The 12,787-nt window shown below is 35.7% G+C and carries 12 protein-coding genes; all 12 read right to left on the bottom strand.

Translation table 11 applies throughout. The annotated features are described in order from the left end of the window. Positions 1-218 precede the first annotated feature (218 nt). The 12 genes from MHI10_RS05215 to MHI10_RS05160 all read right to left on the bottom strand — a co-directional run bounded on the left by MHI10_RS05215 (position 219) and on the right by MHI10_RS05160 (position 12,544). Positions 219-1,289: a glycosyltransferase family 4 protein gene (locus MHI10_RS05215; protein WP_340783591.1), complete on the bottom strand. Its 1,071-nt coding sequence runs from the start codon at positions 1,287-1,289 to the stop codon at positions 219-221. A gap of 7 nt (positions 1,290-1,296) precedes the next feature. Continuing rightward, entirely contained in the window at positions 1,297-2,115 is an 819-nt protein-coding gene (locus MHI10_RS05210) for a WecB/TagA/CpsF family glycosyltransferase (RefSeq protein ID WP_340783590.1), read from the bottom strand. A gap of 50 nt (positions 2,116-2,165) precedes the next feature. Then, entirely contained in the window at positions 2,166-3,242 is a 1,077-nt protein-coding gene (gene gmd / locus MHI10_RS05205; protein WP_340783589.1) for a GDP-mannose 4,6-dehydratase, read from the bottom strand. Between the two features lie 14 nt (positions 3,243-3,256). Further along, entirely contained in the window at positions 3,257-4,207 is a 951-nt protein-coding gene (gene fcl, locus MHI10_RS05200) for a GDP-L-fucose synthase (RefSeq protein ID WP_340783588.1), read from the bottom strand. A gap of 14 nt (positions 4,208-4,221) precedes the next feature. Further along, the gene (locus MHI10_RS05195; RefSeq protein ID WP_445683211.1) at positions 4,222-4,914 is read right to left on the bottom strand and encodes a sugar transferase; all 693 of its coding nucleotides are present in this window, start codon (positions 4,912-4,914) and stop codon (positions 4,222-4,224) included. A gap of 195 nt (positions 4,915-5,109) precedes the next feature. Further along, on the bottom strand, positions 5,110-6,078 hold the full coding sequence (galU, locus tag MHI10_RS05190) for a UTP--glucose-1-phosphate uridylyltransferase GalU (RefSeq protein WP_340783586.1): 969 nt from the start codon (positions 6,076-6,078) through the stop codon (positions 5,110-5,112). 253 nt (positions 6,079-6,331) lie between these two features. Continuing rightward, complete coding sequence (gene galE / locus MHI10_RS05185; RefSeq protein WP_340783583.1) at positions 6,332-7,339, bottom strand: UDP-glucose 4-epimerase GalE; 1,008 nt, start codon at positions 7,337-7,339, stop codon at positions 6,332-6,334. A gap of 197 nt (positions 7,340-7,536) precedes the next feature. Continuing rightward, positions 7,537-8,334 carry a TIGR00282 family metallophosphoesterase gene (locus MHI10_RS05180; protein WP_340783581.1) on the bottom strand — a complete coding sequence of 266 codons (798 nt, stop codon included), beginning with the start codon at positions 8,332-8,334 and terminating at the stop codon, positions 7,537-7,539. Between the two features lie 137 nt (positions 8,335-8,471). After that, positions 8,472-9,206 (bottom strand): PHP domain-containing protein, encoded by a 735-nt coding sequence (locus tag MHI10_RS05175; RefSeq protein ID WP_340783579.1) that lies wholly within the window; start codon positions 9,204-9,206, stop codon positions 8,472-8,474. 97 nt (positions 9,207-9,303) lie between these two features. Continuing rightward, the gene (locus MHI10_RS05170; RefSeq protein ID WP_340783577.1) at positions 9,304-10,605 is read right to left on the bottom strand and encodes a glucose-6-phosphate isomerase; all 1,302 of its coding nucleotides are present in this window, start codon (positions 10,603-10,605) and stop codon (positions 9,304-9,306) included. Between the two features lie 171 nt (positions 10,606-10,776). Then, complete coding sequence (locus MHI10_RS05165) at positions 10,777-11,685, bottom strand: LCP family glycopolymer transferase (protein ID WP_340783575.1); 909 nt, start codon at positions 11,683-11,685, stop codon at positions 10,777-10,779. 94 nt (positions 11,686-11,779) lie between these two features. After that, a complete protein-coding gene (locus MHI10_RS05160) occupies positions 11,780-12,544 on the bottom strand; it encodes a tyrosine-protein phosphatase (RefSeq protein WP_340783574.1) in 765 nt (254 codons plus the stop codon). Between the last annotated feature and the right edge of the window lie 243 nt (positions 12,545-12,787).

Raw genomic sequence — 12,787 nt, 5'->3', positions numbered from 1 at the left:
TCTAATAAAGTATTTGCTAGTTTAGGCTGGCTAAGCACATGAGGCGCACAGCTTTGTTGCACAAATCCGTACGACTCATCTTTGTGCTTTGTGCAAGACCAGCCTTGTATAAAGTTTTTGGTTCTAAAAGATCCTACTTAATCGAGTGCGTCGCTGCCGTGGGAGGCGACGTATTCTTAGTCAGATTTTCATTCTAATGGGATGTTAGTTTCATAAATTCAACATATATAGGTTAAATATAATTTTTCAAGTGATTTTATATGCAAATCTAAAGAATAGTTCTCCTCCACTATTTCATAACTCCCATTACTAAAATCTCTTAACTTTTCTCTACATAACAGTAATTCAATCATGTAATTTGCAAAACAGTCCGTATCTCCTGGTTCGCAAGTATATCCGTTTTTACCATTCACAACAATTTTGGGAATTCCACCGACATTTGTACTTACAATAGGTAACCCGTAACCCATCGCATCTAATATAGACATTGGCATCCCTTCATTATAAGAAGGTAAAAAGAAAATATCGCTTTCTCTAAGCAATTTATCCTTTCCAGTCCCTCGAACCCATCCAGGGAATTCTACGTATTTACTCATTCCTTTGTCCTCAAGAATTCGTTTTAATTGCTGGATGTCGCCGCTTCCTGCTAGAACAAATTTAACTTTTGGAATGATCTTTGACACCTTTTCAACAACATTAGGTATATCATAGCAACCTTTTCTCTTGCCAATCTCGCCTAAAAATAGCACTTGATAATTCAGTTCTCGTGTATCTCTATTTATGACGACATCATAATGTGGATGACTATAATTATGGATGATAATAATGGACTTTTCAGGTACAATCTTCATCAAATTGTCCTTCCATTCATCGGATAGCGCAATTAACTTTGAGCACTTGTTATATATCTTTCGAATTAATTTTTTCTTCTTTTGAGAGGCTTTCGTATAAAAAGTTTCAAAATCTGCTCCATGAATATGATTGATTATCGGGATCTTTTTAAAATGAGCAAAATAAATAAATGGAATTTTTCTATAAAAACTAGGACCAAAAGAAGAGTGGATATGAACAACAGATGGTTTATAGAACATTAAAATAAACATAAAATGAAAGTACCCCAAAATTACTTTACAAAGTTTCGATAACTTCCCACCATCTTTATAAGACTCTATATAATAAATATTAAACGCTTCCTCTAGCTTCGAAGTACGGTATCCATTTACTACTGCCGCAATACCTCCCCTAACTAATGGCTCTTGCACGACCATACATATATTTACTTTTCTCATTAATCCATCAACCCTTACTAAAACTATCTAATATTACGTAATAGATAAACTTAATGTTCGTAACTACATATCTCTTGAAAAGCCTTTTCGGTTCTTGTATCAACCGATAAAACCACTCCATATTATATTTTTGCATCCAAATAGGAGCCCTCTTAATGTTTGTAGCAACATAATCAAAACCGGCCCCTACCCCAATCATCAATCCATTCACTTTCCCTTGTTGTGATGCCATCCATCTTTCTTGTTTCGGCGCTCCAAGTCCAACCCAAATAAAATCAGGATTCGTACGATTTATTTCTTTAATTATTTCTTCCTCTTTTTTAGGTTCAAGTAAGCTAAATGGGGGACTGTACATCCCTACTATTTGAATTCCAGGGTAGTTCCTTTGTAGAATGTGGTTCATTTTTTTTAATGTATCTTCCGTAGATCCATAAAAGTAGTGTTTATATTCATTTTCAACGCTCTGTTTAAATACTTCCTCCATCAGGTCTGGTCCAGTCGTTCTTTCCATATTTTTATGTCCTCGTCTTCTACCAATCGTGGACAAGGGCCCTCCATCAGGAATGGACATTAAGCTCTCATTTTGAATTCTCCTATATTCTGAATCTTCATTAGCCATCACTGTAGCATGAACGTTACAAACACATATATATTGGCCAGCTAAAATATTTTCCAACGTCCCCCGCAAATTATTAGCCAAAAATTCCATTAACCATTTCATATTAATCGCCGCAATATGAACGCCAATAATTTCACATGTAGGAATTTCACTTTTATCTATGTGAGAATTATATTGAATTTTATTGTTTACATTCGTTTGATGCATCGATTATTTCTACCACCTTTAAAACTCATTAATCGTTCCTCGACACAACTCTAATCAAACATCTCGAATAAGCGCCATTCATTTGACACTTTTTCTACATCATGACGAACCATTATTTCTACCAATTTCTCAAATGACGTTTTCGTCGGATTCCAGCCTAATAACGTCCGCGCTTTTGTAGGATCCCCTAATAATTGGTGCACTTCTGCTGGGCGGAAATATTTCGGATCCACTTCTACTACGACTTCACCTGTAGATTTATTGATTCCTTTTTCCTCAATGCCTTTTCCATCCCATTCCAATTCGATCCCGACATGTTTAAATGCCAGTTCGACAAACTCTCGGACACTATGCATTTCACCTGTTGCGATAACAAAGTCTTCTGGTTGATCGTGCTGCAAAATTAACCACATACATTCTACATAGTCTTTCGCATAGCCCCAATCACGCAAAGAGTTTAAATTCCCCAATTGTAATGTTTTTTGTTTTCCTTGTGTAATTCGTGCAGCTGCTAACGTTATTTTTCTTGTCACAAACGTTTCACCACGTCGTTCAGATTCATGGTTAAACAATATGCCATTCACTGCAAACATGTTATATGATTCACGATAGTTTTTCGTGATCCAGTAGCCATAAATTTTAGCAACCCCATATGGAGAGCGTGGATAAAATGGGGTTGTCTCTTTTTGTGGTACTTCTTGAACTTCCCCAAACAATTCAGAAGTGGACGCTTGATAAATTCTCGTTTTTTCAGTTAGATCAAGAATACGCGTCGCTTCTAAAATATTTAATGTTCCTTTCGCATCGACATCCAATGTATAACTTGGCATCTCAAACGAAACGTGGACATGTGATTGAGCGGCTAAATTATAAATTTCATCCGGTTGGATTGCACCAATTAGCTGAGTAATATTCAAGGCATCTGTCACGTCACCGTAGTGAAGATGAAAGTTCTTGTGATTTACGAATACTTTTGAGTGTTCAGATAAAAGACCTTCTAATCTTTCTTGATTGTAAGAAGAACTACGACGAATAATCCCGTGTACTTCATAGCCTTTTTCTAACAAAAACTCTGCTAAAAAAGAACCATCTTGCCCGGTTACACCTGTGATCAAAGCCTTTTTCATGTAATTCCCCCCTACTAATTCCGGACATTTACTGTATTTTCTACATGATTTAAAAACCAATCGTATACTTTTTTTAACCCTTCATCTAATGAAATCGATGCTTGCCAGCCAAGCTCATTTATTTTTGTAACATCTACTAATTTTCGTGGCGTTCCATCTGGCTTCGTTGTATTAAATTCAATCTGTCCTTCAAACCCTACTACTTCTTTAATTTTTTCAGCTAATGCTTGAATCGATATATCTTTTCCAACACCGACGTTGATTAATTGATTTTCATCATAAGATTGCATTAAGTAGATTAATGCATCGGCCAAATCTTCGGAATGTAGAAATTCCCTTCGTGGCGTACCGGTTCCCCAAACTTCAACAGTACGTTGGTTAGTGACTTTGGCTGCATGGAACTTACTCATTAAAGCAGGCAGAACATGAGATGTCTCCAAATCAAAATTATCATTCGGCCCATATAAATTCGTTGGCATAACAGAAATATAGTTTGTTCCATACTGTTTGTTATACGCTTCACACATTTTGATGCCCGCAATTTTGGCAATGGCATACGCCTCGTTCGTCGGCTCTAAACTCCCCGTCATTAAACACGCTTCATTAATGGGCTGTGGTGCAAATTTCGGATAGATGCAAGTACTGCCAAGAAACAGTAATTTTTTTACGCCATATTGATACGCTGCGTCGATTACATTCATTTGAATAAGTAAATTATCTCGAATGAAGTTAGCAGGATACGCATTATTCGCAACGATTCCTCCTACTTTTGCAGCAGCAAGAAAGACATACTCTGGCTTTTCCTCTTCAAAGAAGGCTAACACATGATCGCTATTCCTCAAATCCACCTTTTCACTTGTTCGATAGACTAGATTCGTATAACCTTTTTCTTGTAGTTTCCGAACAAGCGCTGATCCAACTAATCCTCTATGCCCCGCTACATAAATTTTTGCAGTCAATTCCATATTAGCGCCACCTTTTAATACGCATCTTTTGAACCGAATAACACAAAGATTGTCTTTATAATGAGCTTACTATCTACTAAATAGTTTCTTTCACGAATATATTTCATGTCCAAATCCATCCATTGTTCAAAACCTAAATTACTGCGTCCACTAACTTGCCAATAACACGTAAGTCCTGGCGTAACATTTAATCGTTGTCTTTCATAACTTGTATATTGCTTCACTTCTTCTTGTAGGGGTGGCCTTGGACCGACTAAACTCATTTCGCCTTTTAATACATTCAACAGTTGCGGTAATTCATCCAAACTTGTTTTCCGTAAAAATCGCCCAACTTTTGTAACTCTTGGGTCATCCTTCATTTTAAAAACTGGACCTGTTGCTTCATTTTGATGTAATAAATAAACTTTTAATGTCTCTGCATTCGTTACCATCGAACGAAATTTATACATATAAAATGGTTTACCATCTTGACCAATACGAATTTGTTTGAATATCGCCGGACAATTACGATCTTCTATTCTAATCAGAAGGACAATAATAAAAAAAATAGGTGTTAATACAATAAGACTAAGTAAAGAACAAATAACATCCGTTACGCGTTTGCTAATTAAATAACCTTTTCTATTGTTTATTAGCACTTTTTGATTCGGATTTTCTATTGAAAACACTGTAGACTTTTCTCTATTTGACGGTTCTTTCGAAGTAATACTGGACAAAATGGATTCACCAACTTTCTATTAATCGATTTATTTATTTATTTATTTATTTATTTATTTATTTATTTATTTATGAGTGACTTAATCTTTTAGCTCCAGTTCATTTATAAAAAGTTTTGTATATTTTTAGCATTTCCAACAACATTAATTATGGTATAATTCAACAAGATTGATTGTTTCCAGCAGTCAATCTTTCGTGCCAACTGGTACGTTATATTCGGTCACAACAATCGTATCTTTCTTCGCCGTTCGTGCAATTGTTGTGGCTGTTTTTTGTTTCAATTCCCTATTATCAAGTATAATCTTCTCGAGCATTTTTAATATATCTGGACCATGCTCATTATTTCTTAGTGCAAACTCAATTGTTGTACGAATAAACCCAAGCTGTTCCCCGATATCATACCGTTTCCCTTTGAAGTTATATGCATATACAGATTGGATTTCGTTTAACTTTTGAATCGCGTCTGTCAATTGGATTTCACCACAAGCACCCACCTCTTGTTTTTCTAGTAAATCAAATATTTCTGGCATTAACACATAGCGCCCCATGATCGCTAAATCTGATGGTGCCGTTCCTTGTTCTGGTTTTTCAACAAATTTTCGAACTCGATACATGCCATCTTCATTTTTAATGGGGTCGATAATGCCATAGCGGTTTGTATCTTCATATGCTACTTGCTGTACACCTATGATTGAACTATTCGTTAATTCATACTGATCCATTAATTGTTTTGTACATGGAATATCTGCTTGGACAATATCGTCCCCTAATAGGACAGCAAACGGCTCATTCCCTATAAATTTCCGTGCACACCATATTGCATGCCCTAATCCTTTAGGCTCTTTTTGACGGATATAGTGAATGTTAATATTTGAAGATTTATTCACTTTTTCTAAAAGGTCGAACTTCCCTTTATCTTTTAGATTTTGTTCCAACTCAAAATTCCGATCGAAGTGATCTTCAATAGCTCTTTTACCTTTTCCTGTTACGATAATAATATCTTCAATACCAGATAAGATTGCTTCTTCTACAATATACTCAATTGTAGGTCGATCAATAATTGGCAACATTTCTTTAGGCATCGCTTTTGTTGCTGGTAAAAACCGCGTCCCCATGCCCGCTGCAGGAATAATTGCCTTTTTTATTTTTTTCAAAAAACACCCTCCTGATCTTTCATATTGAGAAAGCTGAAACTATCTATCATGTACACTTGTTTCCATATTTCACTTCTACTAATTAAGAGTGTATGGAACAATATTTTCATGTTTGTTTATTTCTTTCATTTAAAACTATTCACTAGTAATATTATTCCTTTTCAATATATGCTTTGATTGAATAGCTATATTCCTATTATGTTTAATATTCTGACTTTATGGGTATTGGGCACTGAAAATACTTTTCGCTCATCTATCGTATCTTTATTTGTTCTCTATTGTTTTCAAATCGCCACGCGTCTCTGCACATCGCGGTAATATCGTGTTTTGCTGTCCAACTTAATTCGCGTTTCGCTTTTGATACATTCGCGTAGCTGCTAGAAATGTCACCTGGTCTCCTATTAACAATTTCATAAGGGATTTCAAGCCTATTTGCTTCTTCAAATGCTTGAATCAATTGTAAAACACTCGTGCCTTGCCCTGTTCCTAAATTATAAATATGAACACCTGCTGTAAGGTTATCTAGTGCGGCAACATGCCCTTCTGCTAAATCCATTACATGAATATAATCACGAACACCGGTGCCATCAACGGTAAAAAAGTCATTGCCAAAAACACTCAATTTTTCTCGTTTTCCGCTTGCTACTTGAGTGATATACGGCATTAAATTATTTGGAATTCCATTTGGTGCCTCACCAATCAGTCCACTTGGGTGGGCTCCAATTGGATTGAAATATCTAAGTAAGGATACTGAGAAAGTGGGATTCGCTTTTGCAATATCTGTTAAAATACGTTCACTCATTGCTTTTGTTTCTCCATATGGATTGGTTGTAGGTAAGGGTTCCAAAGTTTCTATAAAGGGTACCTTTTGTTCTCCATAAACGGTTGCAGATGAACTAAATATAAATCGATTCACTTGATGTTTTAGACAAACTTTCGCAAGTAACATTGTGCTGACAATATTATTAAAATAATAAGTTAAAGGGAGCATTATAGATTCGCCCACTGCTTTTAAACCTGCAAAATGAATGACACCATCTATTTTATGTTGTGAAAAAATAGATTCTAGCGCCTGCTCATCCGTCACATCGATATGGTAAAAAACAATTTCCTTACTTGTAATTTCCATTGCCTTATTTACGCTATCTACCGTACTATTGCAAAAATTATCAGCAACAATAACGGTGTGCCCTTTTTCCAATAAAGCAACACATGTGTGGATGCCTATATAACCTGCACCACCAGTAACTAGGACATTCATCCCTATACCCCCAGCTCATTTTTCACATTAGAATCTTGTATATTAACAGTATTAAATAGTTTATGAATGATTTATCTACTATATTCCTAATTGATAATTTATCATCTGACAAAAAAACACCTTCTCGAAGAAGGATGGATTCGCCCCATCCTATTCAACGAAAGGTGTTTCATTTAGTAAAATTTTGTATTCTTTATTTATGGCTGAAACGGATTGTCTTCATTAATATATACACGTTCGTGACGTACAGCTTTTCCTGTTTTATCATCTAACTCGACAAAAAATGCGCTTAATACTTCACGGCCTTTTTTCGGTACTTCATAACGTACGGGCATGTTCGTTTGGAATTTATACAGGACATTTTCTTTCCCCATACCTAAAATTTCATCGTACGGGCCCGTCATACCAACATCGGTAATATAAGCAGTACCTCCTGGGTAAATACGATTGTCTGCTGTTTGTACATGCGTATGCGTACCTACTACAACGGATGCACGCCCATCTAAATGCCAGCCTAGTGCAATCTTTTCACTCGTTGCCTCCGCATGAAAATCGACAAATACTAATGGAGATGTTTTGCGTGCTTCCGCAACTAACTCTTCTGCCATCGCAAACGGATCTTCATGAGGTGGTAAGAAAACGCGACCATGAAGATTAATAACTGAAATTGTGACGCCATTTTTCGATACTTGTGTCATCCCTTTACCTGGCGCATCTTTTGAGAAGTTCGCTGGACGAATTAAGTAGTCCGCATCATCGATAAAATCAAAAATGTCTTTGTTGTCCCACGTATGGTTACCCATCGTAATAACATCCACACCCATTTGTAATAAATCATTATAAATGGCACGTGTAATACCGCGACCTGCCGCAGCATTTTCACCATTTGCAATAACAACATCTATTGCATACTTTCTCTTTAAACGCGGCAAATATTTTTCTACTGCGTCACGACCTATCGAACCGACGATATCGCCGATAAATAAAACCTTCATTTGTATAACCACACTTTCTATCTTGTAGCATTTATTTTAGCATTTAAATGATTGAAAACGCAAACCGCGCTAGAATCTAATAGAGCAAAGTAAAAAATTACCCTTCGAAAATTCCAAAGGGTAATTTAGTCATTTCTTTACTCAATCCTCTGTTTACCTTGCTTCACTTTTCCAAAAAGCATCATTCTCACTTCAGTAAAATGTCCCTGCCTCAATTTTTTAATAGCTGTCACCCATTTCGTCACCTTATATGCCTGTGGTATACACGGCTGCTTCACATGCACAACAGATGGGACACTCCGCATGAATTGTTCGGCATTTCGAAAGTTAGGAATCAAATTATAATTTCGACCTAGCTCAAAAAAAGTATGTGCATCACTTCCAACTAGCCGCTGCAATTTTGGATATTTTTTAGCTATTAAAAATTGTTTTTCTGAAAAGTAACTTTCGCTATTTCTCCCATTATGAATTTCAATAAGATCGATTAAATCGATATTTTTGCTAATTTCAATTTCTGGTAATACTGTTTGATATCTTTGTTCATCATATGGATGTGGAATATACACAAGTCCACCCTGCCGTCTAATTTGTAACATCGTTTCTCTCACCGGTAATCCTGGCTCAATTTTTTCCTGAAGAAACAGTCCAATAACCTCGCCTTTTTCTGTAAAAATTTCTTCTCCAATAACGACCGCTATATTATATTTCTCTAAAAATTTACGATATCGTAATGCCCCAGCAATTTCATTATGATCTGTAATCGCTACGACATCGATCCCTCTACGTTTTAACATAAATAAATACAACCATTTATTTAACAAACTATCATGTGAATATGCAGTATGTGTGTGTACTTCAAATCTTTTTTTCATCTAATAGTCCTCCTTTTTTACATTGAATTAACGATTATTGCTACATCCGTTATGTTTGCTAAGCCACTTTAATTTTTAGGTGATCCAAGGCATACCTTTAATTTTTGTATATGACGCTGTTAATGAGCAATTCGAGCGTTTTTATTTTGTATTGCTCTACTCCTGGTTGATCAAATGGATTTACCTTTAATAAATAGGCACTCATTGCGCATGCCTTCATAAAAAAATACAACAGAAAACCGAAATGATATGCGTCGAGCTTTTTTAGCTGAATTTGAATAATCGGGACACCTGCATCTGCATGAGCAGCAGTCACCCCTTCTTTTGCAACTGTATTAATTTCATTAAAACTTTTATCTGTTAAATAATTGAGCGCATCTTCATCGCGTTCTTCAATTGGCAAGAAATAATCCATATCAACTTCATTAAAATGAAGCAACGTTTCGAATAATATCGGACTCCCATCTTGAATAAACTGACCCATTGAATGCAAATCGGAAGAATAACAAACAGAACTAGGAAATAGCCCTTTTTGCTCCTTGCCCTCACTTTCAGCAAATAGTTGCTGCCACCACTGCTGCAACTTTGCTAAAGAAGGTTCAAAACATGCGAGTAATTCCATTTGATATCCTTTTTTATACAGCTCATAGCGAATAACAGCATAACGGTAAGCCATATTGCGCTCCACTTGCTCTTCCTTAAAGTGAATAGCTGCATCTTTTGCCCCTTCTAATAACTGATTAATATCAATTCCTGCCGTAGCAATCGGAAGTAACCCTGCTGGTGTTAATACGGAATAACGTCCACCAATATTGGATGGGATTGCAAATGTTCGATATTGGTTTTGGTCAGCAATTTTCTTCAAAGACCCATTATTTGATTCTGTTGTGACGATGATTCGATTGTTGTGCGTATTGCCATATCGATTTTTCATATAGTTTCGAAGTACGCGAAAAGCTAGCATCGTTTCCATCGTTTCACCAGACTTTGAAATAACATTCATATAAACTTCTTTATTATGCAGATGATTGATAAGTTGCTTCATATACGTGCCACTCAAATTGTGACCAACATAGAGCACTTCTACACCATTTTCTTGCAGTCCAAAATACGGTGTTAAAGCATCTTGTACCGCCTTTGCCCCTAAATAAGAGCCACCTATACCAACTACCACTAATACATCCGCATTTAATTGGATTTCGTGTGCGGTTTCATTAATAGCTTGAATCAGTTTCGGGCTTTGCTGTAACGGATCATCTACCCAGCCATTCAATTGCTCCGGAACATTTTCTAAATGCCTGTGTATAAGTGCGACTGTCGGAAAATACATAGACCAGTTCACATGTATACCAATTAATGATTCATCTAAACTCATATTTGCAAGTAATCTATTGACCATATTTTCACTCATTTCATGCTTATAGGTTTTATTCTTATTAAATCGCGCTTAGTTGGATGTTTGTGTAAGTTAGTAGTGTTTATTTTTCGAGTGTGATTGCTGGGGTTAGGCGTTTTATGACACCGTAAGTAGGGAGTTTCAATTGCTACAGATGGGCTAAGGTTTTCATCTTTAATCGAGTGCTAAATGTTTTTTTAATGTCTCTTGTAATAATTTGAGTTCTGTATCATTTACTAAATAATAATAAATGCCGTTCATCTTTTTTCCTGTACCATTTATTAAATAAAGTTGCTCAATGTTCTTAAAGCTAGTCGAATAATTTTTACGCATCGCTAGCATCTCATCTAGCATTACATTTGTTTCAACATTGTTTTCCATTGTTTTTAATATCGATTTATAATTCAAAATGGTATTGACATGCAAACTATTTTGCATGACTCCTTGAATAATTTGTTTTTGCCGATTTTGTCTTCCAAAATCTCCTTCTGGATCATCGTAACGCATGCGAACATATTTTAATGCACTTTCACCATCAAGTTGTAATAGACCTTTTTGAAAATGTTGCCCTTCGTATTCAAAGTCTAATTTATTTTCAACCGAAATATCTCCCACAATATCAATCAGCTCAACAAAGCTTTCCATATTGATTTTTGCGACGTAGTCAATCGGGATATCTAATAAATGTTCCACGCTTTTCACTGACATTTCAATCCCACCAAAGGCGTATGCATGATTAATTTTGTCTTGCATGTTTTTCCCGATAATTTCCGAATACGTATCACGCGGAATACTTAATAGTTTTGTCGTTTCTAATGATGGATTCACCGTTAAAACAATCATGGTGTCAGAACGTCCCGAGTCCCCTTGTCGTTCATCCACGCCTAAAATAAGTGCTGAAAAAGGGTCGCCTAAATCTACATCCACTACTACTTCCCTAGATGCGGGTAACTCAGCAATGACTGGGATATACATTTCATTTGCGGTCGTTTTAATGTCATGATAGATTGTAAAAAATACGGAAGCAACTGCGCCAATCGTAACGAATATTAGTATTACTACAATTTTATATATTCTTTTCATCGCACCCCTCCGTGAGTTATCTAAACAAATCAATCTATTAGGCATCTTTAAACTTATGTTTTTTTATCGTATTTTATTCGTCACAATCTATTTTTTAGATGATTTTCCACCATTTCGTAGATTCTATTTTTTCTGGTTCATAATAAATAAACGGTTCGTTTTTCAGGATTCTACTATTATTTTCAAGTAGAAGATCTACTGCTTCCCCTTCCTTTTTCTTTTCTAAATAAAAGAGCCCCTCATTAAATAAAAATGGGCGCGTCGAATCATTATGAACATCCGAACCATACGTATGCACTAAGTTTGCTCTTACTAAATTTAATGCAAATTTTTGTACGGTCCTTCCAAATTGTCCAGTTAAACTGCCCGCAGTAAGCTGTGTTGTAGCACCTGCATGGACAAGTTGTTCTAATTTTGTCGGATTTTCCTGGAATACTTTATTACGCTCAGGGTGAGCAATGATCGGGATAATCCCCTTCTCTAGTAATAGTTGAATGATTTTTATTGTGAAATGTGGCACGCTATAGGATGGAAGTTCAATTAGAAGATAACTGGAATTAGCTAATGTAAAAATTTGCTGCATCGAATAATAGGAAAGTAATTTATCATGTAATCGTACTTCATGTCCGGTATGAATCTTCAGCGGTAGCTGATTTTTTTTTAGCTCCTCTTGTAATTGCTGGATGCCCTTTGTAGTAGTGGCTACATCAACATGAAACTGTGGATGCATAAAATGTGATGTAGCAATAATATCTGTTATTCCTGCTTTTAAAACTTGTTCGACAACGCGTAAAGCTTGTTCCTTATTTTTTGGACCATCATCAACATTCCACAACAAATGACTATGTGTATCGACCATTGCATTACTCCTTTCATTTCCTACTTAATTTCTCGAATCTTTTTCATCATTTTAATATCATTGTGGTATAGATGTATTTTTCACACATCTGGATCATTCTATGGTGTAAAACCCACATAATGGATTTACTATTTATTATAGAGTGAAATCATCAATATTATTCATAAAACTGGTAATATTACTTGTTCCTTCATAACTTTCTATGTGATTTTGTAGTCTAAGTTGAAATAAGAAACATAAAAA

Origin of the sequence: Solibacillus sp. FSL K6-1523 (assembly GCF_038005225.1) — a bacterium.
GTDB lineage: Bacteria > Bacillota > Bacilli > Bacillales_A > Planococcaceae > Solibacillus.
Note: the sequence above shows the minus strand (reverse complement) of the source record. Positions and strands in the feature narration are given on the sequence as shown.

Excerpts from the sequence above, each read along its gene's own strand:
- MHI10_RS05215 (WP_340783591.1), bottom strand. The coding sequence starts at position 1,289 with ATGAGAAAAGTAAATATATGTATGGTCGTGCAAGAGCCATTAGTTAGG.
- MHI10_RS05210 (WP_340783590.1), bottom strand. The coding sequence starts at position 2,115 with ATGCATCAAACGAATGTAAACAATAAAATTCAATATAATTCTCACATA.
- gmd (WP_340783589.1), bottom strand. The coding sequence starts at position 3,242 with ATGAAAAAGGCTTTGATCACAGGTGTAACCGGGCAAGATGGTTCTTTT.
- fcl (WP_340783588.1), bottom strand. The coding sequence starts at position 4,207 with ATGGAATTGACTGCAAAAATTTATGTAGCGGGGCATAGAGGATTAGTT.
- galE (WP_340783583.1), bottom strand. The coding sequence starts at position 7,339 with ATGAATGTCCTAGTTACTGGTGGTGCAGGTTATATAGGCATCCACACA.
- MHI10_RS05180 (WP_340783581.1), bottom strand. The coding sequence starts at position 8,334 with ATGAAGGTTTTATTTATCGGCGATATCGTCGGTTCGATAGGTCGTGAC.
- MHI10_RS05175 (WP_340783579.1), bottom strand. The coding sequence starts at position 9,206 with ATGAAAAAAAGATTTGAAGTACACACACATACTGCATATTCACATGAT.
- MHI10_RS05170 (WP_340783577.1), bottom strand. The coding sequence starts at position 10,605 with ATGGTCAATAGATTACTTGCAAATATGAGTTTAGATGAATCATTAATT.
- MHI10_RS05165 (WP_340783575.1), bottom strand. The coding sequence starts at position 11,685 with ATGAAAAGAATATATAAAATTGTAGTAATACTAATATTCGTTACGATT.
- MHI10_RS05160 (WP_340783574.1), bottom strand. The coding sequence starts at position 12,544 with ATGGTCGATACACATAGTCATTTGTTGTGGAATGTTGATGATGGTCCA.